Origin of the sequence: Shewanella dokdonensis (genome assembly GCF_018394335.1) — a bacterium.
GTDB classification, from domain to species: domain Bacteria; phylum Pseudomonadota; class Gammaproteobacteria; order Enterobacterales; family Shewanellaceae; genus Shewanella; species Shewanella dokdonensis.
This window is the reverse complement of the sequence record NZ_CP074572.1, coordinates 1,785,913-1,808,837: the sequence shown is the minus strand read 5'-3', so window position 1 is coordinate 1,808,837 and position 22,925 is coordinate 1,785,913. Positions and strand designations below refer to the sequence as shown.

At 46.0% G+C, this 22,925-nt stretch carries 18 protein-coding genes and 4 pseudogenes; 12 read left to right on the top strand and 10 right to left on the bottom strand.

All coding sequences use genetic code 11. The annotated features are described in order from the left end of the window. Nucleotides 1–9: 9 nt before the first annotated feature. From mnmG to KHX94_RS08700, 3 genes are all read right to left on the bottom strand, one after another. Nucleotides 10–1,899, bottom strand: coding sequence for a tRNA uridine-5-carboxymethylaminomethyl(34) synthesis enzyme MnmG (gene mnmG, locus KHX94_RS08710; RefSeq protein WP_213683100.1), 1,890 nt, complete (start codon nucleotides 1,897–1,899; stop codon nucleotides 10–12). A gap of 447 nt (nucleotides 1,900–2,346) precedes the next feature. Continuing rightward, nucleotides 2,347–2,787, bottom strand: a complete 441-nt coding sequence (mioC, locus tag KHX94_RS08705) for an FMN-binding protein MioC (RefSeq protein ID WP_213683099.1) — start codon at nucleotides 2,785–2,787, stop codon at nucleotides 2,347–2,349. A gap of 113 nt (nucleotides 2,788–2,900) precedes the next feature. After that, a complete protein-coding gene (locus tag KHX94_RS08700) occupies nucleotides 2,901–3,215 on the bottom strand; it encodes an ArsR/SmtB family transcription factor (protein WP_213683098.1) in 315 nt (104 codons plus the stop codon). 97 nt (nucleotides 3,216–3,312) lie between these two features. On the opposite strand from KHX94_RS08700, the gene KHX94_RS08695 reads away from it, so the two are divergent. The 7 genes from KHX94_RS08695 to KHX94_RS08670 all read left to right on the top strand — a co-directional run bounded on the left by KHX94_RS08695 (nucleotide 3,313) and on the right by KHX94_RS08670 (nucleotide 8,647). Further along, nucleotides 3,313–4,341: a permease gene (locus KHX94_RS08695; RefSeq protein ID WP_425314052.1), complete on the top strand. Its 1,029-nt coding sequence runs from the start codon at nucleotides 3,313–3,315 to the stop codon at nucleotides 4,339–4,341. 258 nt (nucleotides 4,342–4,599) lie between these two features. Beyond that, nucleotides 4,600–5,619, top strand: coding sequence for an ACR3 family arsenite efflux transporter (gene arsB, locus KHX94_RS08690; RefSeq protein ID WP_213683097.1), 1,020 nt, complete (start codon nucleotides 4,600–4,602; stop codon nucleotides 5,617–5,619). A 23-nt stretch (nucleotides 5,620–5,642) separates the two neighbouring features. Next, the gene (locus KHX94_RS08685; protein ID WP_213683096.1) at nucleotides 5,643–6,545 is read left to right on the top strand and encodes a LysR family transcriptional regulator; all 903 of its coding nucleotides are present in this window, start codon (nucleotides 5,643–5,645) and stop codon (nucleotides 6,543–6,545) included. A gap of 108 nt (nucleotides 6,546–6,653) precedes the next feature. After that, a complete protein-coding gene (locus KHX94_RS08680; protein WP_213683095.1) occupies nucleotides 6,654–7,064 on the top strand; it encodes a DoxX family protein in 411 nt (136 codons plus the stop codon). A gap of 11 nt (nucleotides 7,065–7,075) precedes the next feature. Next, nucleotides 7,076–7,351: a glutathione S-transferase family protein gene (locus KHX94_RS21460; RefSeq protein WP_342345822.1), complete on the top strand. Its 276-nt coding sequence runs from the start codon at nucleotides 7,076–7,078 to the stop codon at nucleotides 7,349–7,351. A 122-nt stretch (nucleotides 7,352–7,473) separates the two neighbouring features. Then, nucleotides 7,474–8,052, top strand: coding sequence for a glutathione S-transferase C-terminal domain-containing protein (locus tag KHX94_RS21455; protein ID WP_342345821.1), 579 nt, complete (start codon nucleotides 7,474–7,476; stop codon nucleotides 8,050–8,052). Then, the gene (locus tag KHX94_RS08670) at nucleotides 8,045–8,647 is read left to right on the top strand and encodes an alpha/beta hydrolase (RefSeq protein ID WP_213683094.1); all 603 of its coding nucleotides are present in this window, start codon (nucleotides 8,045–8,047) and stop codon (nucleotides 8,645–8,647) included. Before KHX94_RS21455 ends, KHX94_RS08670 begins: the two co-directional genes overlap by 8 nt. Before the next feature lie 8 nt (nucleotides 8,648–8,655). On the opposite strand, the pseudogene mnmE reads toward KHX94_RS08670, so the two are convergent. The 5 genes and pseudogenes from mnmE to rpmH form a co-directional block, all read right to left on the bottom strand. Continuing rightward, nucleotides 8,656–10,015, bottom strand: a pseudogene (gene mnmE / locus KHX94_RS08665) (tRNA uridine-5-carboxymethylaminomethyl(34) synthesis GTPase MnmE). A 76-nt stretch (nucleotides 10,016–10,091) separates the two neighbouring features. Next, nucleotides 10,092–11,723, bottom strand: coding sequence for a membrane protein insertase YidC (gene yidC / locus KHX94_RS08660; protein ID WP_213683093.1), 1,632 nt, complete (start codon nucleotides 11,721–11,723; stop codon nucleotides 10,092–10,094). A gap of 3 nt (nucleotides 11,724–11,726) precedes the next feature. Beyond that, nucleotides 11,727–11,981 carry a membrane protein insertion efficiency factor YidD gene (gene yidD / locus KHX94_RS08655; protein WP_213683092.1) on the bottom strand — a complete coding sequence of 85 codons (255 nt, stop codon included), beginning with the start codon at nucleotides 11,979–11,981 and terminating at the stop codon, nucleotides 11,727–11,729. Then, nucleotides 11,948–12,304, bottom strand: coding sequence for a ribonuclease P protein component (rnpA, locus tag KHX94_RS08650; protein WP_213683091.1), 357 nt, complete (start codon nucleotides 12,302–12,304; stop codon nucleotides 11,948–11,950). The genes yidD and rnpA overlap by 34 nt, the downstream gene beginning before the upstream one ends. A 16-nt stretch (nucleotides 12,305–12,320) precedes the next feature. Further along, entirely contained in the window at nucleotides 12,321–12,458 is a 138-nt protein-coding gene (gene rpmH / locus KHX94_RS08645; protein ID WP_133038348.1) for a 50S ribosomal protein L34, read from the bottom strand. 441 nt (nucleotides 12,459–12,899) lie between these two features. Between rpmH and dnaA the strand changes: the two genes are divergently transcribed. From dnaA to gyrB, 4 genes and pseudogenes are all read left to right on the top strand, one after another. Further along, entirely contained in the window at nucleotides 12,900–14,291 is a 1,392-nt protein-coding gene (dnaA, locus tag KHX94_RS08640) for a chromosomal replication initiator protein DnaA (RefSeq protein ID WP_213683090.1), read from the top strand. 15 nt (nucleotides 14,292–14,306) lie between these two features. Continuing rightward, nucleotides 14,307–15,406: pseudogene (gene dnaN / locus KHX94_RS08635) on the top strand (DNA polymerase III subunit beta). 12 nt (nucleotides 15,407–15,418) lie between these two features. Next, nucleotides 15,419–16,500, top strand: a pseudogene (gene recF, locus KHX94_RS08630) (DNA replication/repair protein RecF). 16 nt (nucleotides 16,501–16,516) lie between these two features. Beyond that, nucleotides 16,517–18,933: pseudogene (gyrB, locus tag KHX94_RS08625) on the top strand (DNA topoisomerase (ATP-hydrolyzing) subunit B). Between the two features lie 315 nt (nucleotides 18,934–19,248). Here gyrB and glyS read toward each other — a convergent pair. Both glyS and glyQ read right to left on the bottom strand, forming a co-directional pair. Beyond that, on the bottom strand, nucleotides 19,249–21,318 hold the full coding sequence (gene glyS, locus KHX94_RS08620) for a glycine--tRNA ligase subunit beta (protein WP_213683089.1): 2,070 nt from the start codon (nucleotides 21,316–21,318) through the stop codon (nucleotides 19,249–19,251). A gap of 12 nt (nucleotides 21,319–21,330) precedes the next feature. Continuing rightward, nucleotides 21,331–22,236, bottom strand: coding sequence for a glycine--tRNA ligase subunit alpha (gene glyQ / locus KHX94_RS08615; protein ID WP_213683088.1), 906 nt, complete (start codon nucleotides 22,234–22,236; stop codon nucleotides 21,331–21,333). Between the two features lie 109 nt (nucleotides 22,237–22,345). On the opposite strand from glyQ, the gene KHX94_RS08610 reads away from it, so the two are divergent. Further along, nucleotides 22,346–22,918, top strand: a complete 573-nt coding sequence (locus tag KHX94_RS08610; protein ID WP_213683087.1) for a DNA-3-methyladenine glycosylase I — start codon at nucleotides 22,346–22,348, stop codon at nucleotides 22,916–22,918. Nucleotides 22,919–22,925 lie beyond the last annotated feature (7 nt).

Sequence of the window (22,925 nt, the reverse complement as noted above, 5' to 3'; positions counted from 1 at the left end):
ACGATGCGCTTAAGCGCTGCGGCGTAATAAACCGCGTTTTTTCAGATGTACCAGCAAAATGGAGATCGCCGCAGGTGTCACACCTGAAATTCTGGAGGCTTGACCTATTGTCTGCGGTTTGTGGCTGTTGAGTTTAGCAACCACTTCATTGGACAACCCAGGAACTTCTTTGTAATCGAGATCCAGAGGTAAGCCTGTGTTTTCATTGCGTAAGGTTTTATTGATCTCATCCTGCTGCCGCTGGATATAGCCGGCATATTTCACCTGGATCTGGATCTGCTCAGCAACCAGAGGATCGGCAACCGCAGGGCCAAACCCTTCTACGGCCATCAGTTTGTCGTAGTCCATTTCTGGACGCCGCAGCAACTCTTCAAAAGACGCATCGCGGGAAATTGGCGTATTTAGATGCGGATTCAACGCCCCAACCAAAGGAGAATGCACATGGATCCAGTTGCTGCGCAAACGCTGCATTTCGGTTTCGATCGCTTCTACTTTTTCAGAGAATAGCGCCCAACGATGCTCATCCACTAAGCCCAGTTCACGGCCTTTTTCAGTTAAACGCAGATCGGCATTGTCTTCTCTGAGTAACAAGCGATACTCCGCACGACTGGTAAACATGCGGTACGGTTCTTTGGTGCCGAGCGTTGATAGATCGTCCACCAACACGCCTAGATAAGCTTGGTCGCGCCGAGGACACCAGCTGTCCTTGTTTTGCACTTGTAGCGCCGCATTGGTTCCGGCCAGTAATCCTTGCGCCGCGGCCTCTTCATAACCGGTAGTACCGTTAATCTGTCCGGCAAAAAACAACCCGTTGATCGCCTTGGTTTCCAGAGAATTCTTGAGATTACGAGGATCAAAATAATCATATTCGATGGCATAACCAGGGCGCAGAATTTCGGCTTGTTCCATGCCCTGAATCGAGCGCACTAAATTGATCTGCACGTCAAACGGCAAACTGGTTGAGATCCCATTGGGATAAAGCTCATTGGTGTTCAGTCCTTCGGGTTCCATGAACACCTGATGAGAATTTTTATCGGCAAAACGATGAATTTTATCTTCAATGGAAGGGCAATAACGCGGGCCGATACCTTCAATCACACCGGAATACATCGGGCTGCGATCTAACCCGCCACGAATGATCTCGTGAGTCCGTTCATTGGTATGGGTTATAAAACAAGATACTTGTTGCGGATGCTGCCCAACATTGCCGATAAATGACATCACAGGAAGAGGAAAATCACCTTTCTGTTCAGTCATTTGTGAAAAATCTACAGTTCTGGCATCGATCCTAGGTGGCGTACCGGTTTTTAAGCGGCCAACAGGCAACTGTAGTTCACGCAGTCGCTGTGCCAAGGCTATTGCCGGTTGATCTCCAGCACGGCCACCACTGTAGTTCTGCAATCCAATATGAATTTTCCCGGCCAAGAAAGTACCAGTTGTCAGCACTACCGCTGCGGCTTCAAAAGCCAGCCCCATTTGAGTTACAACACCAGTAACCCGGCCATTCTCCACCACTAAGTCATCAACTGCTTGCTGGAATAGGCGTAAGTTAGGTTGATTCTGTAAGATCCGTTGAATTGCTTGGCGGTAAAGTGCTCGGTCAGCCTGCGCTCGGGTGGCTCTTACCGCTGGGCCTTTACTGGAATTTAAAGTGCGAAATTGAATACCGGCATGATCAGTCGCGGTGGCCATAGCTCCACCCAAGGCGTCGATCTCTTTAACCAAATGGCCTTTACCAATGCCGCCTATTGCGGGATTACAAGACATTTGCCCGAGCGTGTCTAAGTTATGAGTCAATAATAAGGTTTTGCAGCCCATTCTGGCAGCAGCTAGTGCTGCTTCAGTTCCGGCATGACCGCCGCCGACAACTACTACATCAAACCGTTCATGAAAACGCATTGTTAAACCTTCTTAGACACCAAGTTAATCAAGACAAATTAGCCGCGCATTTTAGCATTTTCAAAGATTCAGGTGAACGATCTCTTTAGGTCATTCGATCGAAAAAGGATCGTCTTATAGATCTTAAGATCTTTATATAGATCTGTTTATTGTTTTTACTATTAGGATCGCTAAGATCGGTGGGTAACTGTTTTTTTTGTTTACTATCAAATAAATACACAAAATATAAGCTGTGATCATTTATCGATCTAACGGCAGATAATCTGGGGATAGATCTAGCACTTATCCACATTAGCGATCTATTACTGCTTAAGGGGATAAATAATACAACGATTGATCAGATCTATAGGACAATTTATCCACATATTTATCATCTGATATATTTTTTATGTGGATAAAATTGTTGTTATAGGTGTATATCAAGGTATAAAACAGCCTTATCGTGTCTTATAGTTCGCTAATCCAGTGACGGATCCAGGCTAATGCTGGATCTTCTGGCACAGGATCATGTTGTACATCGATCTGGATCTTATCCACAAAAGCCGTTGCCCCCTTGCTTGCTAGCAACGCTGCTAATTTTTCGGGGCCCTGACAAAAAGTATCGTAGCTAGAGTCGCCGATGGCACAGAGCGCATATTCTAGTTGTGTCAGATCCTCTTCATCATCCAGCAGTTGTTGATACAAAGGCTGTAAATTATCTGGCAGATCTCCCGCCCCATGGGTGGAAGATACTATCAGCCATAAATTTGTAGGATCTAATTGCGACAGATCGGCCGCCAGGTGAATGGTACTCTGGTGCCCTTGTTGTTGTAGTTCGGCGGCAAGTTCGTCCGCCACGTATTCAGCACCACCCAGTGTGGTGCCTACTAAAATTTCAACTTTTGCCATTTCGTATCCTTGCTAAATCTTAGGAGAATAGGGTATCCGGAATTTCCGGTTGATAAAATGCTAAAAATATAAAAAGAAAAATTTATCATAGGGTTGCGATAGCTTGGCAAATATCAAAGCGGTTCTGGATTATGCCCAATTTGAATGCCTGTACAGCATTCCTCTTGTAAGAAATCTATCAAGTTTTCTAGATGCTTATATTCAGGTATACAGACAATGGTGCGGCTATGTTTCTCTTGCCGGATAAGTCCCACCTTAGTCATACGTGCAAGGTGATGTGATAGCGTAGACGCTGGAATACCCAACTCCTTCTGGATCTCCCCGACGGAAGCTCCTTCATAACCAGCTTTGACCAAGAAACGGAACACTGACAATCGGTGACTATTTCCTAACTCTGCTAAGCTGGCTGCTACTTTTTCGTGTTCCATAAAACTCTCAAGATAATTCGATAATTCTGGAATTATAGTTGACAAAAATAGATAAGTGCAATTAAGCTGCATTTTATAATTCGATATATCTAGAAATATGGAAAATAAAATGTCACCTCAGTTGCAAGATACTCTAAGCATGTTTACTTTTCTCGTTGTTGAACTATCGACTTTATTCATTGGCATTAGCTTGCTGGTTGGCATTCTTCAACGTCATATTCCTTCATCAAAGGTGGAAGTGTTATTGAGTTCAAACAAGATCCGGAGCTATTTTCTCGCTGTTGGTTTGGGAGCCATTACTCCCTTTTGTAGTTGTTCAACTGTCCCTATGTTGAAAGGCTTAATTCGCGCACGTGCCGGGTTTGGACCTATGATGGTTTTTCTTTTTGCCTCTCCGTTGTTGAATCCCATCATTATTGCTCTGCTTGTTGCCACCTTTGGATTACCCCTCACTGCTATTTATGTACTGGCGGCTATAGTGGTATCTGTGTTCGCTGGATGGTTGCTACACGTACTTGGTTTCTGGCGTTATGTTCGTCGGCAAAATGTACAAGAGGCTGCACCTAAAAAACAATGTAGTTCAGTGCCAAAAATGGGGGCGAGTTGCGAAAGTAGTGGTACCAATTTGGAAAAAGTACGCTGTATTACTGATGAAACTGTCAGAGTTCAGTCCTGTGGTTGTTGTAACACGCAACCTTCTGCTTTAGATGATAAAAATATAAAGTACAGCGGGTTATGGAGAGAAACCTGGTCAGATTTTATGGACGTATTACCATATCTGCTCATTGGTATTGCGATTGGTAGTGTGATCTATGGATTTATACCGGCAGGCTTATTGGAACAGTATGCTGGTTCAAATAATCCCTTTGCCATTCCTATCGCTGCGGTTATTGGTGTGCCGCTGTATATTCGTGCTGAAGCTGTCATACCATTAGCTGCCGCATTAATGGCTAAAGGAGTGGGGGCTGGAACAGTTCTGGCGTTGATTATTGGCAGTGCAGGAGCCAGCTTGACCGAGCTTATTTTGCTGCGGTCTTTATTCACTTTGAAGCTCTTAGCGGTGTTTGTAGCTGTCATCTTTGCTATGGCGACAATTGCTGGTTATGCCACTTATCTGTTTTTCTGACCAATAGAGGATATATGGGCAATTTCTTAAACCCCTATAAACATTAGTTGGTAGATTATGAAGAACTTATTTTCCATAACCACAGTTCTGTTGTTGCATGATGACGAAAGCTAAGTAGCAAGTAATGCTTGGATGATGACATGCACACTCAATATTATTTATGGGAGCATGGCAAAACTCATGTATCAACAGTGTAAATAGTGACACTATAATGCTGTTTTTATAGAAGTTAGGTAATGGATACGGTAGGACTTTTCCATGGGATTTTTTGAAAAATACCTGTCAGTTTGGGTCGCTTTGGCAATTGTGGTGGGCGTTAGTTTGGGGTGTCTGTTCCCCGGTATTTTTGCCAGTGTGGCTGCGATTGAATATGCCCACGTCAATTTGGTGATAGCCATTCTGATCTGGTTGATGATTTACCCCATGATGATCCAGATAGATTTTTCAGCCATTAAAGATGTGGGTAAAAAACCTAAGGGTTTATTGCTGACACTCGTGATCAATTGGCTTATCAAACCATTTACCATGGCATTTTTGGGATGGTTATTTTTCAGAGTAGTGTTTGCTGCTTGGGTTTCTCCGCAATCTGCCAGCGAATACATAGCGGGCATGATCTTATTAGGTGTTGCGCCTTGTACTGCGATGGTTTTTGTGTGGAGTCAGTTAACTAAAGGCGATCCAAACTACACACTAGTGCAAGTATCGGTAAACGATATCATTATGGTGTTTGCTTTCGCACCAATAGCCGCATTTTTATTGGGGATCAGTGAGATACATGTGCCTTGGCAGACCTTACTGTTGTCGGTTGTGTTATATGTGGTTTTGCCGTTGCTTGCGGGGGTTATCACCCGTTACCGGTTACAGCAGCATGCGGATACGCAGGCGTTAAATCATTTTGTGAGTAAGCTTAAACCTTGGTCTGTCATTGGGTTGCTTGCGACTGTGGCGCTATTGTTTGGGTTTCAGGCGCAGACGATTATCCAGCAGCCGTTGGTGATCCTGATGATCGCCATTCCCTTACTTATTCAAAGTTACGGTATTTTTGCGCTTGCCTATTGGGCGGCTAAACAACTGCGATTACCTCATAATGTGGCCGCTCCGGCTTGTATGATTGGCACTTCTAATTTTTTTGAACTAGCGGTTGCTGTGGCTATTTCGCTGTTTGGATTGCACTCTGGTGCTGCGTTGGCAACCGTTGTTGGTGTATTGGTTGAAGTGCCGGTGATGCTGTCTTTGGTGGCGCTTGCCAACAGAACGCGCCATTGGTTCATCCATTAACAATAAAATTTTGGAGTGACTGCGTGGAACGTTTGGATTGTGACCGCATGTTTGTCGCCGTAATGGAGGTTGGGAGTTTTTCTGGTGCGGCAGCCAGAATGGGCACCAGCAGTGGTCAGGCTTCCAAGCTCATTAGTCGCTTAGAGCAAGAGTTAGGTGTGCAGCTGTTTAAACGTAGCACTCGTGCCTTAGCAGCAACAGATGTTGGGCAAGCCTATTATCAGCGCATCAAGAGTTTGCTGGAGGAATATGACACGCTTGATGCGTCGGTGAGAAACATTGCGACAAATCCATCAGGAAAATTGACTATCTCGGTTCCTGTCACTTTTGGTGCTACACAACTCACCAGAAGACTGATCGAGTTTGCGCAGAAATATCCTCAAATAGAGTTAGATGTGCGTTATGCCGATCGTTTGGTTGATCTCGTCGAAGAGGGGTTTGATCTGGCTCTTCGGATAGGCAAACTGGATGATAGTAGTCTTATTGCCAGAAGATTAACGGATATTAGCGTGATTACCGTGGCCGCTCCTGGATATTTAGCCATTAAAGGCACACCACAACATTGGCAGCAGTTAGCGGAGCACGATTGTATTATTGATAGTAATTTTCGTGATCCTTTGCATTGGCGTTTCATGGATGAGCAACAGCAGCTCCAGTTACTGAGAGTGCATGGCCGTTTTAGTTTTTCCAATACTGAAGTTTGTCTGCAAGCCGCTTGTGCTGGGTTGGGGGTAACTCAATTACCTAGTTTTGTTGCTACTGCCGCGCTTCGCCACGGTGATGTGGTGCCACTGTTATCCGCTTATGATATGCCGCCGTTACAACTTTATGCGGTATACCCACCTGCAAAACATTTAGCCTTGAAGTCGCGAGTTCTTATCGATTTTCTGTTGCAGACTTTTTCTGGAAAGCCCAAATGGGACTAATATTATAATTAATTCCAAAATGGAAGTAATTATATTCAATTTACCTGGATAATATTTTATTTAGAAATAATGTAAATTTCTCTCATCCATTGAAGAGAGGAATTTATCATGTTTGATCGTCGCACTGCTCCATATGCCGCATTGTTATTACGTGTATCACTCGGTGTCCTGTTTCTGGCTCATCTTGGGCTGAAATACTTCGTATTTACTCCTGCTGGCACAGCTCAATTTTTCAGTTCATTAGGTTTGCCTGGATTTCTGGCTTATATCACCATGACATGGGAATTGTTGGGTGGCTTAGCATTAATTTTGGGGATCTGGCCACGTATCACTGCCCTTGCAATGGTACCAGTGATGTTAGGTGCCATAGTGACAGTTCACGGCCCCGCAGGTTTCTGGTTCACCAATGCTAATGGTGGTTGGGAGTATCCAGCGTTTTGGATTATAGGTCTGCTGGTTTTGGCGTTGACCGGTGATGGTAAGTTTGCACTGAAACCTAGCCCCATTAACGCTCGCTAAGGATTTATATCATGTTAGTGAATGGCAAATGGACGGAAGATTGGCAGCCAGTACAGGCAACTGATAAACAAGGTGGGTTTGTCCGCCAGCGTTCCAGCTTTCGTCATTGGGTAACCCCTGACGGTACCGCCGGGGTTACTGGTGACGCTGGTTTTGCTGCTGAGGCCAATCGTTATCATCTGTATGTTGCCTATATCTGCCCTTGGGCATCTCGAACACTGATAGCGAGAAAATTAAAGCGGCTTGAACATGTCATCTCGGTTTCGGTTGTTGAGCCTTTTTATTAGAGCAAGGCTGGCATTTTGGAACCTATCCAGGGTCAACTGTGGATGATGTAAATCAGGTGGAGTGGCTTCATCAGTTATATAGTCAAGCTGATCCGCACTTTACCGGAAGGGCAACAGTTCCCGTGTTATGGGATAAAAAGTTACACACCATAGTGAATAATGAGTCTGCTGATATTGTGCGCATGTTCAATAGTGGCTTCGGGGAATTAGCATCGTCAGAATTTGACCTTTATCCCACGGCCTTACAGCAAGAGATAGATGCTCTTAACAGCTATATCTACCCTAAATTGAACAATGGCGTGTATCGTGCGGGATTTGCTACTACCCAGGTAAGTTATCAGCAAGCGTATGATGATGTGTTTGAAGCATTAGAATGGCTTGAACAGCAGTTTAACGACGGCCGACGTTTTTTACTTGGTGAGCAAATAACTGAGGCGGATATCCGATTGTTTGTCACTTTGATCCGCTTCGATGTGGCTTACCATGGATTATTTAAATGCAATTATCGGCAACTGCTGAGTTATCCGCAGTTACTGAACTACACCAAGCGCGTTCTGGCTCTTCCTGGGGTGCGTGATACGGTAAATCTGGATCATATTCGGCGTGGTTACTATTCCATCAAGACACTCAATCCTATGGGTATTGTGCCTATGGGGCCAGACATGAGTTGCTATGGATTTAAGGATTTTGAAAATGAGTAAAACATTAGTCATTTTTTTACATGGTGTTGGAAGCAATGGGCATGATTTAGCGGCACTTGGTCAATTGTGGGCAAAGCAGCTTCCCGGTGTTATTTTTGCAGCGCCAAATGCACCATTTCCTTGTGATTTTGGCAACGGTTATCAGTGGTTTAGTCTGGATGGAGTCACTGAACAAAATCGGCCACAACGGATTGTAGAGGCCAGGGCAGCATTTGATAAAACGTTGCAACAGACAATGACGCAGCAGCAGATTGATCCTGCCACAGATAATGTCGTGTTGGTGGGCTTCTCTCAGGGCTCCATTATGTCGTTGGATCTGCTTGTGAGTGGCCGTTTGCCGGTAACCGCAATCGTTGCCTTTTCTGGACGTCTAGCATCTCCCAAACCCTGGAAGCCACTACCCGATACTTCTGTTTTATTGCTCCACGGTACGAGTGATCCCGTTATTCCATGGCAGAATAGCCAGTCAGCAGCAACTGAACTGGCGGCGCTTGGGGTAAAAGTGCAATTAGAACTTGAAGCAGGTGTAGTGCATACAATTTCTGCTAAAGGTGCCAATAAAGCAATTGAATTTATTAAAAATTTAATAAAGTAAGTAAATGCTTACTTGCCGATACAAAAGGAGCTAAATATTTTTCCGAGCAGATCATCGGAGGTAAATTCTCCGGTGATCTCGGATAATGTCTGTTGTGTCATGCGTAACTCTTCAGCCAGCAACTCTCCGGCTTGAAATATTTCCAGCTGTTGTTTTCCCTGCTGTAAATGTTGGCTGGCTTTGTCCAGTGCATCAAGGTGGCGGCGGCGGGCAATGAAGCTGCCTTCGAGATTACTTTGATAACCCATGAGTTGTTTTAAGTGTTGTTTTAACTCTGCCATTCCTAGCCCTGTTTTGGCAGAGATTCGATAAACGCTGTAACCTTGTTCTTCGGTTGGCGCTAGTGATTCTCCGGTTAAATCGGCTTTATTACGAATGACGGTAATACCCAGCTTTGCAGGTAGTCTGTCGATAAAATCAGGCCATATCTCTTTGGGATCAACCGCGGTTGTGTCGGTGCCATCAACCATAAACAGCACTCTGTCTGCGGTGGCTATTTCGGCCCAGGCGCGCTCAATACCAATTTTTTCTACGGTATCTTCGGTGTCTCTTAGCCCAGCAGTATCAATTACATGTAATGGCATACCATCAAGGTGAATGTGTTCCCGCAGCACATCCCGGGTGGTGCCTGCAATTTCAGTGACAATTGCAGATTCTTTCCCGGCAAGCGCGTTAAGCAAGCTGGATTTGCCGGCATTGGGGCGGCCGGCGATAACGACTTTCATCCCTTCACGGATTAATGCGCCTTGTTGCGCACAGTGTTGGACTTCAGCCAGCTTATCTATGATGCGGTAAAGTGCATTGGCAATTTTGCCATCGGATAGAAAGTCGACTTCTTCATCTGGAAAATCAATGGCGGCTTCAACGTATAAACGCAGATTCGTGACCTGTTCTACCAACTGGTGCACTTCTTTGGAAAACTCGCCCTGCAACGACGCCATAGCACTTTTAGCCGCTTGTTCGCTGGTGGCTTCAATTAAGTCGGCAATTGCTTCTGCCTGCGCTAGATCCAATTTGTCGTTAAGAAAGGCTTGTTCACTGAATTCCCCGGCCTTGCCATGCGTATGCCATCAACGGCCAAGATGTTTTTGAGCAGCATATCCATGACAATCTGACCACCGTGGCCTTGCAGTTCCAGTACATCTTCGCCAGTAAAGGAGTTTGGCCCTTTGAAAAAAGAGCAATGCCCTGATCTAGAATGTGCCCCTGATTATCTTTGAATGGGCAATAATCCGCGTAACGGACTTTTGGCAGATGACCAAGCACCTGTAAGGCGACCTCTGCCGCTTTATCTCCGGATACTCTGACAATGCCTACGCCACCTTTACCAGGAGCGGTAGCTTGCGCCACTATGGTATCTGCTGCCACACTATTTTCCTTTCTATCAAAAGCGTAATAATCAAAAGGCGGCTATTAGCCGCCTTTTGGTGAAGAGATCAAAAGATTATTTTAATCCCTTTTTCTCCAATCCAGCGTAGATGATTTTCTGCTGAATAATAGCCACTATGTTACCCATCAACCAGTACAGTACCAGACCGGATGGGAACCACAGGAAGAATACGGTAAACACCACTGGCATATACTGCATCATCTTGGCCTGCATCGGATCCATAGTCGGCGACATGGGCTGCAGTTTCTGCATGATAAACATGGACACACCGTTCAGAATAGGCAGTACATAGTATGGGTCTTGTACTGACAGATCATGGATCCACAACATGAAGGGGGCGTGGCGCAGTTCTACACTTTCCAGCAGCACCCAGTATAACGCTAGGAAAATAGGCATCTGCAACATGATGGGCAGACAGCCACCCATTGGGTTGACCTTCTCCTTCTTATACATTTCCATCATGGCCTGACCCATCTTCTGACGATCATCACCCAAACGGTCTTTTAACTCTTGGATTTTTGGCTGCAGATTACGCATCTTCGCCATAGAGGTGTACTGCGCACGGGTAAGTGGAAACAGAATGCCGCGCACGGTAAAGGTGATCAGAATAATCGCTAGACCCCAGTTACCCACAAATGAGTGGAAGAACATCATTAGTTTGTAGATAGGGACGGCTAACCACCACAGCACACCATAATCAACCACCAAGTTTAGTGAATCTGATAACTCAGAAAGTGCCGCTTGATCTTTGGGACCAACATAGAAATCAGCGCCAACACTGGCGGTGGTTCCTGGTGCTACCGTTTCTGGTTGACCACGAAAACCGATATTTGCCATAGTGCCATTGCTGACACTGGTATAAATCACGTTGTTTTGTTTAGCCGATGGTACCCAGGCTGATACAAAGTAGTGTTGCAGCATCGCCACCCAACCGCCTTGGGTTTCTTTGCGCAGGTCTTTTTCTTTGATCTCATCAAACTTATATTTTTCGTAACGGGTATCCGCCGTTGAGAAAGCCGCACCCCGATAAGTTGGCATCATCATATGGCTGTCAGATGGTTTGATGGTCTGTTTTATCTGACCATACATCTGCACTTGCAGTGGTGCTGCGGTGGTGTTGGCAACTTGATAATCTACTCGAATATCAAATTTACCTTTACGGAAGGTAAATACCTTGGTGTATTTTACGCCGTTAGGTGCGGTGTAAGTCATTGGCACTTTTAGGGTGTCATCACCATCCTTTAGCTGAAACTCTGTGCTGCTAACAGCATAGGTTGGGCGTCCGGCATTGGTATCTACGCCACCGCTGCCAATGAGACCACTTTGGGCGATGTAGGTAAAATCGGCTTTTTGCTCTAGTAGCACGAAAGGATCGTCTTTGCCGAGTTCCAGTTTATGCGCCACCAATGCTGCATGGACGATATCGCCACCCACTGGATTGATAAGAACATCCAGCTGATCAGTTTTTACCCTTACTAAGTCTTTGGATGCTACAACTGAAGGTTCCGGTGTACCGGCGCTACCATCAGCGGTAGGCACATCGTTTTGAATTGTGTCCTGAGTTTGGGAAGCCACTGTCGTTTCAGTAACGGCCGGTTTTGGCGCTTTATCTGTCTGCCATTGTTGCCAGATCATGAAACTGACAGCCAATAGCGCGATAAGCAGAATATTGCGTTGAGATTCCATAGCCTATTTATTACACCTATTGTTTTTAGGAGGTACGGGGTCGTTGCCGCCCGGATGTAAGGGGTGACATTTTAATATGCGTTTTATGGCAAACCAACTCCCTTTCACAGTTCCGTGCACTTGCACAGCTTCTATCGCGTAATGGGAGCATGAAGGATTAAATCGGCAGCGCTGTCCCAGCAGGGGGCTAATAAAAAGCTGATAGCCCCTGATAGCTTTAATAATCACCCATTGAAACGGCGACTGAGTTTGCGCCATAACTTTTCCACCAATTGTCTGAGCTGTTCATTATCCAGCTCCAGAACACCGCCGCGAACCAATACCACAATGTCCACCGGTGGCAGATTATACTGATTTAGTCTGAAACTTTCGCGTACAACACGCTTAATACGATTGCGCTGGTTAGCTCTTTTTACATGACGCTTGGCAACAGTCAAGCCCAATCTGGGATGTTCCATGCCATTAGGCATCGCCAACAGGGTTATTTCAGCGGAAGAGGCTTTTTGCGGGTTGGTAAAAACAGAATTGAATTGCGCGGGAGTTAACAAACGTAACTCCCGCGAAAAGGTGTAGCTAATCACCTATTTGTCTACTCACTTAAGCAGACAGACGAGCGCGACCTTTAGCACGGCGACGAGCCAGTACCTTGCGGCCGTTAGCTGTAGCCATACGTGCGCGGAAGCCGTGAGTACGCTTGCGCTTCAGGTTGCTTGGTTGAAAAGTACGTTTACTCATGATGGCAATCCGTCTTTGTTAGTTAATTTTCCTCTACCGGGAAAATTCGGAGAGGCTATAAAAAAGAGGCCGAATTGTAATCACATTTACCCCGGGCGTCAATAAGCACTATGTCCGGTAGATGCAATTCTTGCCTCCATCGAGAGATCTGCTGATGTGATTAACTACAATATGTGGATAACTCTGTGTATTTACCACTAGATATAGTAATAAAAACATCTATCAACGGATCGCTGGGGCGCGATTATAGATCAACTCAGATCCCTTAATAAAGTGGCAAATTTCATAGATTATCACCCCAGAGATCCTGTAGGATCTGACAGGATCTAAAGAGGACAGAGATCGCGATCGCTTTGGGGATAATTGTGCTTAGACCGTAGCGATTATCCAGATCTCTCTATAGAATAACCGCCCTTAAGGCGATGGATTGGGGATAAGTTTGTGACTGTTTCACTATGGCAGCAATGTGTCGGCAGATTGCAGGATGAGCTATCAGCTCAACAGTTCAGTATGTGGATCAGACCGTTGCAGGCAGAAATGGATGGTGAAACGTTAGTGCTGTATGCCCCAAACCGTTTTGTATTGGATTGGGTCAGAGATAAATATCTCAATATCATCAATCAATTTTTTAGCGAACAACTGGGTAGTGAAGCGCCTAAACTGCGTTTTGATATCGGTAGTCGCCCAGCACCTCGGGTTGCCGTTGTTAATCCGCCGGTTAATGGCAAGAGTCACTCGCGGCCCGTGACCAAACCGAGCGTTGCGGCGGCATTCAATAGTGATGATGAAGAGCCTGTTAGCAATCACCCCTATCGCAGTAATATTAATCCGACTTATCAATTTGATAATTTCGTTGAAGGTAAGTCTAACCAATTAGGGAAGGCCGCTGCGCAGCAGGTATCAGAAAACCCTGGTGGTGCTTATAACCCATTGTTTCTTTATGGCGGAACTGGCTTAGGTAAAACCCATCTCTTGCATGCCGTGGGTAATGGGATCCTCAAAAATAATCCCAATGCCAAAGTGGTGTATATGCATTCCGAGCGTTTTGTGCAGGACATGGTCAAGGCACTGCAAAATAACGCGATTGAGGATTTTAAGCGCTACTACCGCAGTGTTGATGCGCTGTTTATTGATGATATTCAGTTTTTTGCCAACAAAGATCGTTCCCAGGAAGAGTTTTTTCATACCTTCAATGCGTTACTGGAAGGCAATCATCAGATCATTCTGACATCAGATCGTTATCCCAAAGAGATTGATGGCGTTGAGGATCGGCTAAAATCGCGTTTTGGTTGGGGGTTGACGGTTGCTATTGAACCGCCAGAATTGGAAACCCGGGTGGCGATTTTGATGCGTAAGGCGTTAGAAAACGGCATCACACTGCCGGATGAAGTGGCTTTCTTTATTGCCAAACGCTTACGCTCCAATGTGCGAGAGCTTGAAGGCGCATTAAATCGAGTAATTGCCAATGCCAACTTTACTGGTAGACCAATTACTATCGATTTTGTGCGCGAAGCCTTGCGTGACCTATTGGCTCTGCAGGAAAAATTGGTCACTATAGACAATATTCAGAAAACAGTCGCTGAATATTACAAGATCAAGATGGCGGACATGTTGTCTAAGCGGCGCTCCCGTAGTGTTGCCCGTCCTCGACAGATGGCGATGGCGCTTTCTAAAGAGCTGACAAACCAGAGTCTGCCAGAGATTGGTGATGCGTTTGGCGGACGAGATCATACGACAGTGCTGCATGCTTGTCGCAAAATTGCCCAGCTCAGAGAAGAGAGCCACGACATCAAAGAAGATTATGCCAACTTGATCCGAACCTTATCTTCTTAATCAGGGAACAGAATAATGAAATTTTCAATTGATAGGGATGACCTATTGAAGCCGTTGCAACTGGTCAGTGGTGCGGTGGAAAGACGGCATAACCTGCCGATTCTGGCAAATCTCCTTGTGGAAGTAAGTAATCACTCACTGAAATTTACCGGTACAGACTTAGAAGTTGAACTTGTCGGCAGTGCTGCCATTAGTGGCGAGGTTCAGGAAGGCCGTACTACCGTGCCGGCTAAAAAACTGCTGGATATTGTTAAATCTTTACCGGAACAGAGCGAAGTTAAGATAGAGCAGCAGGAAAATAAATGGCTGCTGCGCTGTGGTCGTAGTCGTTTTACTTTGGCGACACTGCCCGCTGAAGAATACCCTAATGTGGAAAGTTTTCAGCCCAATACCGAATTCACCATCAAACAGGGCACGCTGAAATCTTTGATTGATGCCACCCAATTTTCGATGGCCAACCAGGATGTGCGTTACTACCTTAACGGTTTATTGTTTGAAACCGAGGGTAATGTATTGCGCGCCGTAGCTACCGATGGCCATCGACTCGCGTTGAGTCATCGGGCGATTGAAGCCTCTTTACCTGAAAATCAGGTGATAGTACCTCGTAAAGGAGTGGTGGAACTGGCGCGGTTACTGGATGCAGATGAACAGGAAATCACGCTTGCCATTGGTGACAATGCCATTCGGGCTACGACCGCCGCGGCCGTATTAACCAGTAAACTGGTCGATGGTCGTTTCCTGATTATCGTCGGGTATTGCCAAAAGGCGGCGATAAAATCGTACTGGCCAGCCGTAATGCCTTACGTCAGGCGCTGCTGCGTGCATCTATTTTGTCCAATGAGAAGTTCCGTGGGGTACGGGTGCAGCTAGAAAATTCCCTGTTAAAAATTACCGCTAACAATCCTGAGCAGGAAGAAGCTGAAGAGATCATCGATGTTGAGTATGGTGGTGATGCCCTGGAAATTGGCTTCAATGTCTCCTATCTGCTGGACGTACTCAATAGTCTTAAATCTGATGATGTGCGTATTACCCTCAGTGATGGTAATTCCAGTGCATTGATTGAAAATCATCAGGAAGAAGACTCTATGTATGTTGTAATGCCGATGCGGCTGTAAGCCGGGCGTTGCATGAGTCTCAGCCAGTTCAGTATTCAGCATTTTCGTAATCTTGTTTCAGCCCAACTGCATCCTGGCAGTGGGCTGAATCTTATTTATGGGCAGAATGGCAGCGGTAAGACCAGCATACTGGAAGCGATTTACTTCCTGGGTATGGGGCGCTCATTCCGCAGTCACTTAGTACAACGTGTTATCGGTAATGAACAGGAACAATTGACACTGTTTGCCAAATTACACTTACACGAATCGGAACATAAAGTTGGTGTGCGCCGTTTTCGTAATGGTGACACTGAAGTCAAAATTGATGGCGAAAAAATTAAGCGGTTATCGGTACTTGCAGAAACATTACCGATACAACTGATCACGCCGGAGAGTTTTTCCTTATTGTTTGAAGGCCCGAAAGCCCGACGTCAGTTTATCGACTGGGGGCATTTCATTCAGACCCAATGTTTTATCCGCAGTGGATGAACGTCAGGCGAGTTTTAAAGCAACGAAACCAATTGCTAAGAGATGGTGCCAGCTATCAGCAAATCGCCTATTGGGATCGCGAATTTGTGCGTTATTCCGAGGCTGTTACCGCCATACGAAACCTGTATGTGGACTCGTTAAATGGCCTGTTAAAGGGTATAATCGGAGAGTTTTTACCACAGGCAGACATCCGGGTTTCTTTCACCCGTGGCTGGGACAGTAAAACCTCATTGGCAGAGCTGTTAGAAGCGCAATATAGCCGCGATGTGACGATGGGTTTTACGGTGAGCGGACCTCATAAAGCGGACTTGCGCTTACGGGTGGCAAACTTACCGGCCCAAGATGCTTTGTCCCGTGGACAGCTTAAATTGCTGGTGTGTGCGTTGCGGATTGCACAGGGAAAGTTGCTTAAACAACAGCAGGATAAGGACAGTATCTATCTGGTGGACGATTTGCCGTCAGAACTGGATGCCAAACATAGAAAGTTATTGCTACAGCAATTGGCTGAGACCGGTGCGCAAGTATTTATTACGGCTATCGATCCGGCTGCAATAGCTGATTCATTAAGCACTCCACCGGAACGGATTTTCCGGGTAGAACAGGGGAGTGTGACGGTCATTGAATAACCGATGAGAGATTAGTATGTCAGAGAACAGTTATGATTCTTCGAGTATTAAGGTTCTAAAGGGCCTTGATGCGGTTCGGAAAAGACCCGGAATGTATATTGGTGATACCGATGATGGCACAGGTTTGCATCATATGGTATTCGAAGTGGTTGATAACTCCATTGATGAGGCTCTGGCGGGTTACTGTAAAGACATCGTGATTACCATCCATATGGATGGTTCGGTATCTGTTAAAGACGATGGTCGCGGTATTCCCGTGGCTATCCACCCTGAAGAAGGGGTATCTGCGGCACAGGTGATCATGACGGTGTTGCACGCTGGCGGTAAGTTTGACGATAACTCTTACAAAGTCTCTGGCGGGTTGCACGGTGTGGGTGTGTCCGTAGTGAACGCCTTGTCAGAAAAATTAAAGCTGACAATTCGTCGTAATGGCAAAACTTACGAACAGTATTACAGGCACGGTAATCCGGTTGAGCCGATCAAAGAGATTGGTACTTCCGAACATACCGGTACAGAAATCCGTTTCTGGCCTAGCAAGGAAACCTTTACCGACGTTGAGTTTCATTATGAAATTCTGGCTAAACGGGTACGGGAATTGTCATTCCTTAACTCAGGTGTTGGCATCCGCCTACGAGACGAACGCGATCATAAAGACGACTTCTTCCATTACGAAGGGGGATTCACGCCTTTGTTGAATACCTGAACCACAATAAGACCGCTGTTAACAAAGAGATCTTTCATTTTTCTCAGGAAAGAGATGATGGCATCACGGTAGAAGTCGCGATGCAGTGGAATGATGGTTTCCAGGAAAATATCCTGTGTTTTACCAATAACATTCCTCAGCGCGATGGTGGTACCCATCTGGCGGGATTCCGTGCCGCCCTGACCCGTAACCTCAACAACTATATGGAAGCTGAAGGTTACAATAAAAAGAATAAAACCAGCGCAACGGGTGATGATGCTCGTGAAGGGCTGACCGCAGTTATCTCGGTGAAAGTGCCGGATCCTAAATTCAGTTCCCAGACTAAAGACAAACTGGTATCTAGCGAAGTTAAGACAGCGGTAGAGCAGACCATGGCTGAAAAGCTCAATGATTATCTGCTGGAAAACCCTAACGAAGCCCGCTTGGTGGTCAGTAAGATTATTGATGCTGCCCGCGCCCGTGAAGCGGCCCGTAAGGCCCGTGAAATGACACGCCGTAAAGGTGCATTGGATTTGGGCGGGTTGCCGGGTAAATTGGCCGATTGTCAGGAAAAAGATCCTGGTTTATCTGAAATCTACATTGTGGAAGGGGACTCGGCTGGTGGCAGTGCCAAACAAGGCCGTAACCGTAAAAATCAGGCAATTCTACCGTTGAAAGGTAAGATCCTTAACGTAGAAAAAGCCCGTTTTGACAAGATGTTGTCTTCCCAGGAAGTGGCATCACTGATCACCGCGCTGGGCTGTGGTATTGGTCGTGATGAATACAACCCCGACAAAACCCGTTATCACAACATCATCATCATGACCGATGCTGATGTGGATGGTTCGCATATCCGTACATTGTTACTGACCTTCTTCTTCCGCCAGATGCCGGAACTTCTGGAACGTGGTTACGTGTATATTGCTCAACCACCATTGTTTAAAGTTAAAAAAGGTAAGCAAGAACAATACCTTAAAGATGAACTCGCGTTAACTGAATATCTGACTTCGCAGGCATTGGATGGGGGTTGTATTTACCCGTCTAAAGATGCTCCGGCCATGGCTGGCGCGGCGTTAGAGCGGTTGGTATTACAGTATCGTGACGTTGAACATACGATTGAAAAACTGGAAAAACGTTTCCCTACCAATGTTACTGATCGGATGATTTATCACCCTCGCGTTACCGCAGATATGCTGGCTGATGAGGCGCAGATGGTCGGTTGGTGTAAGGCCTTGCTAGAAGATCTGCAAAATCGGGAAACTCACGGTGTGCTTTACAAGCTGGAGCCAATCTTGGAACCTGAACGTAAAGTGTATCTGCCGCAGTTGACCGTACGTAAACATGGTATTGATAGCCATTATCTGTTCAGTTTTGACTTCTTCCATGGCGCAGATTATCGACGTATTGCTGACCTTGGTGAACAGCTCGATGGGCTGATTGAAGACTCGGGTTATGTTCAACGTGGCGAGCGCAAGAAAGATGTCAGCACTTTCGCTGAAGCGCTGGAATGGCTGGTGGCTGAATCTAAGCGTGGCATCTATATCCAGCGTTACAAAGGGTTGGGTGAAATGAATCCAGAACAGTTGTGGGAAACCACAATGGATCCAGAAACCCGGCGTATGCTGCAGGTGACTGTTGATGATGCCTTGGCTGCGGATCAGCTGTTTAACACGCTGATGGGCGATGCGGTTGAGCCTCGTCGTGAGTTTATTGAGTCCAATGCGCTGCATGTGTCCAACCTGGACGTATAACCGCCAAGCATGAGTCCTCACCTTATGTGAGAGCACTCTAACTTCTGTAATCGCTTTGATTCGGAGGTTGATATCAAAGGGAGATATTGCATCTCCCTTTTTGTATCTGGCTATTGATAGCTATTGTTACGGGCAGTAAGGCTTACTAAGCGGTGTAATTATGTTTGGTGGTCGTTGTAACGGATGAATAATCAGGGATGAGTCATATGGCGGGATGCTTTAGTTGTAATGGTGTTCATGACCCAAGTTAAACTATCTAGCTTTGAAATAAACAAAAGGCTCCCGAAGGAGCCTTTTGTTTAGGTGGAATAACTATTATTGCAGTAATGAGATATCAGCAATGCGCAAGAATTGATTGCGCAACTGATTCAGCAAGGCTAAACGGTTATCCCGTAATTGGACATCATCAGCCATCACCATCACTTGATCAAAGAACAGATCCACACTATCTCGCAGTTGTGCCAATTGCGTCAGAGCTTGTTGATAGTTACCGGATATAAACAGTGGCTCTAGTTGTGGCATCAGCGATGTTAACTCTGCTGCTAATGCTTTTTCTGCAGGTTCCAGCAGAAGATTCTGCTCCACTACTTGGGGTAAATCTTCGGTTACCTTCGACAAAATATTCGACACACGTTTATTGGCGGCTGCGAGAGCTGCCGCTTGTTCCAGTTCACGGAAGTGTGCAACAGCCAAAATACGATTATCGAAGTCAGCTGGTTTGGTGGGGTAACGTGCCAGCACGGCCAAGATCACATCGGTGCTAATCCCTTTATCCTGATACCAAGCGCGGAAGCGTCCCATTAAAAATTCCAACACTTCCTCAGCGGTATTGCTATTTGACAGGTTATCGCCATGAGCCTTGACTGCGGAATCAATCAAATCAACTAAGTCGAGTGACAGTTTGTTTTCCACAATAATACGCAGTATACCAATAGCGGCACGACGCAGTGCAAACGGATCGGCGGCACCTTTGGGGGCTTGACCAATACCAAAAATACCTGTCAGGGTATCGAGTTTTTCTGCCAATGCTACCGCGCAACTTACCGGGGCTGTTGGCACAGAATCACCAGAAAAACGTGGTTTATACTGCTCGTCTAATGCCACAGCTACCGCTTCTGATTCGCCATCCAGCCGCGCATAGTGCATCCCCATAGTGCCTTGGGTGTCGGTAAATTCCATTACCATGTTGGTCATCAGATCTGTTTTTGATAGCAGTCCGGCTCGTTTAGCATCGGCCTCATTGGCATCAATTGCCGCAGCTATGTATCCTGCAACCTGTGATATACGTTGAACGCGATCTTTCAGTGTTCCCAACTGCTTCTGGAATACTACTGTGCCTAGGCTGTCGATACGAGAGGCTAGGGTATGCTTCTTATCGGTGTTAAAGAAGAATTCCGCATCGGCCAGGCGCGGACGTACAACTTTTTCGTTACCTGCGATAATTTGGGATGGATCTTTTGATTCAATATTGGTGACAAAAATGAAGTGTGGCATCAGCTTGCCAGCATGATCAAATACCGGGAAATATTTCTGATCGCCCTTCATGGTATAAACCAGTGCCTCAGCAGGAACGGCTAAGAATTTTTCTTCAAATGCTGCGGTAAGTACCACAGGCCATTCCACTAGCGATGTCACTTCTTCCAGCAGGTTGTCACTAATATCGGCTTTACCACCGAGTTTTGCTGCCGCAGCTTCAGCCGCTGTTTTGATGATAGTTTTGCGTTTATCGTAATCGGCAATGACTTTGCCGCGTTCGTACAGCGTGCTCAGGTAGTTGTCGGCATGATCTAGTTCAAGACTTGCTTCGCCCATGAAGCGGTGACCGCGAATAGTGCGGGCAGAGTCGATCCCCAGCACTGTGCCTGGAACAACTTTATTGCCCAAGAGCATGGTGACAGTGTGAACCGGACGAATAAACTGCGTTTTGTTATTACCCCAGCGCATAGGCTTAGGAATTGGCAATTTATCCAGTGCTTGTTGAGTCATCGCCGGGATCAAGGTTTCTGTGCTGACACCGTCTACTTTGGCGTGATACACCAACCATTCACCTTTATCGGTGCTTAAGCGTTCAGCTTGATCAACGCTAATTCCATTGCCTCGAGCCCATCCCTGCGCCGCTTTGGTTGGCGTTCCTTCAGCATCAAAGGCCGCGGCAACTGAAGGTCCTCGCTTTTCAACCACTTTGTCTTCTTGTGCCAGCGCTAGTTTTTCCACATAAAGCGCTAGTCTTCTTGGTGCTGCATACCAACAGGCTTTAGCAAAGGGCAGTTCTGCTTTATGCAATTCTTCTGTGAAATTGGCCAGGAACGATTCCGCCAGGTTACGTAAGGCTTTTGGTGGGAGTTCTTCAGTACCGATTTCAATGAGTAAGTTTTCAAAATTCATTAATGTCTAACCTCACTTACACATAGGGAAACCCAGTGCCTCCCGGGCCTGGTAATAAGCTTCTGCTACTGCTTTTGCCATAGTGCGAACACGTAGGATGTAGCGTTGTCGCTCGGTCACGGAAATGGCGTGGCGAGCATCCAGCAGGTTGAATGAGTGGGATGCTTTCATCACCTGTTCATATGCTGGCAGTGGTAAGGGTTTTTCTAAGGCCAGCAGTTGCTGACAGCTCTTTTCGCACTGATCAAACATTTTAAAAAGAAAGTCTACATCGGCGTATTCGAAGTTGTAGGCTGACTGTTCTACTTCATTTTGATGGAAGACATCGCCATAGGTGATTTTGCCAAGAGGGCCATCGGTCCAGACTAGGTCATAGACGCTGTTTACCCCTTGGATATACATGGCTAAACGTTCCAGACCATAGGTAATTTCACCGGTTACTGGACTGCATTCTAAGCCGCCAACTTGTTGAAAATAGGTAAATTGACTAACTTCCATGCCATTCAACCATATTTCCCAACCAAGCCCCCAGGCGCCAAGTGTTGGTGATTCCCAGTTATCTTCAACAAAGCGGATATCGTGTATTGTTGGATCTATGCCAAGCGCTTTTAACGACCCTAAATACAGTTCCTGAATATTGTCCGGTGACGGTTTCAATACCACTTGAAATTGATAATAGTGCTGTAACCGGTTAGGGTTTTCACCGTAGCGGCCATCTGTGGGTCGGCGTGAAGGTTGCACATAAGCACTGCTCATAGGCTCCGGTCCTAAAGAGCGGAGAAATGTTTGTGGGTGGAATGTTCCTGCCCCAACTTCCATATCCAAGGGTTGCACGATCGCACAGCCTTGCTGTGCCCAATAATCTTGCAGGGTCAGAATGAAGCCCTGGAATGTTTTCACATCATGTTTGGTCGTCATGTCTACTGCTGTCAGCCGTCTATAGAAAATGGTTCCGATTATACCTTGTAGACCCTGGCTTATGTAGGTTATTTTTTATCGGGCTTTGGTTTTTAAAGGAATTCCTAAAATGGAAAAACAACGGTGTGGCTGGGTTTCGACTGACCCTTTATATCAGCAATATCATGATGAGGTGTGGGGCCGGCCAGTTTACGATAGCCAGCAATTGTTTGCCAAGTTGTGCCTCGATGGACAGCAGGCCGGTTTGTCTTGGATTACTATTTTGCGTAAACAGGCAAACTATGAGTCTTTGTTTGCTAATTTTGATCCCCAGATTGTTGCCTTGTATGACGATAGTAAGGTCGAGGAGTTGTTGCAGGATCCGGGAATAATTCGCAATCGGGCCAAGGTTAACTCAATTATTAAAAATGCCCAGGCTTATTTGAAATTTATCGAACAAGGTAATGATTTTTCTGAATTTTTATGGGGATTTGTTGGGGGTAAACCGTTAAATAATCGTCACGCTTGTTTAGCTGATGTCCCTGCGCAAACGGCAGAATCTGAAGCCATGTCTAAGGCACTTAAAAAACTGGGGTTTAATTTTTGTGGCCCCACTATTTGCTACGCATTTATGCAAGCCGTTGGTATGGTAAACGACCATATAGTTGACTGTTTTTGTTATGCAGAATTAAGTCATGAATAAGCTAAAT

Excerpts from the sequence above, each read along its gene's own strand:
- yidD (WP_213683092.1), bottom strand. The coding sequence starts at position 11,981 with ATGGCGCAAACTCAGTCGCCGTTTCAATGGGTGATTATTAAAGCTATC.
- KHX94_RS08695 (WP_425314052.1), top strand. The coding sequence starts at position 3,313 with ATGGAAAATAAAATGTCACCTCAGTTGCAAGATACTCTAAGCATGTTT.
- KHX94_RS21460 (WP_342345822.1), top strand. The coding sequence starts at position 7,076 with ATGTTAGTGAATGGCAAATGGACGGAAGATTGGCAGCCAGTACAGGCA.
- mnmG (WP_213683100.1), bottom strand. The coding sequence starts at position 1,899 with ATGCGTTTTCATGAACGGTTTGATGTAGTAGTTGTCGGCGGCGGTCAT.
- KHX94_RS08670 (WP_213683094.1), top strand. The coding sequence starts at position 8,045 with ATGAGTAAAACATTAGTCATTTTTTTACATGGTGTTGGAAGCAATGGG.
- glyQ (WP_213683088.1), bottom strand. The coding sequence starts at position 22,236 with ATGACGACCAAACATGATGTGAAAACATTCCAGGGCTTCATTCTGACC.
- KHX94_RS08700 (WP_213683098.1), bottom strand. The coding sequence starts at position 3,215 with ATGGAACACGAAAAAGTAGCAGCCAGCTTAGCAGAGTTAGGAAATAGT.
- KHX94_RS08680 (WP_213683095.1), top strand. The coding sequence starts at position 6,654 with ATGTTTGATCGTCGCACTGCTCCATATGCCGCATTGTTATTACGTGTA.
- arsB (WP_213683097.1), top strand. The coding sequence starts at position 4,600 with ATGGGATTTTTTGAAAAATACCTGTCAGTTTGGGTCGCTTTGGCAATT.
- mioC (WP_213683099.1), bottom strand. The coding sequence starts at position 2,787 with ATGGCAAAAGTTGAAATTTTAGTAGGCACCACACTGGGTGGTGCTGAA.
- rpmH (WP_133038348.1), bottom strand. The coding sequence starts at position 12,458 with ATGAGTAAACGTACTTTTCAACCAAGCAACCTGAAGCGCAAGCGTACT.
- yidC (WP_213683093.1), bottom strand. The coding sequence starts at position 11,723 with ATGGAATCTCAACGCAATATTCTGCTTATCGCGCTATTGGCTGTCAGT.
- glyS (WP_213683089.1), bottom strand. The coding sequence starts at position 21,318 with ATGAATTTTGAAAACTTACTCATTGAAATCGGTACTGAAGAACTCCCA.
- KHX94_RS08610 (WP_213683087.1), top strand. The coding sequence starts at position 22,346 with ATGGAAAAACAACGGTGTGGCTGGGTTTCGACTGACCCTTTATATCAG.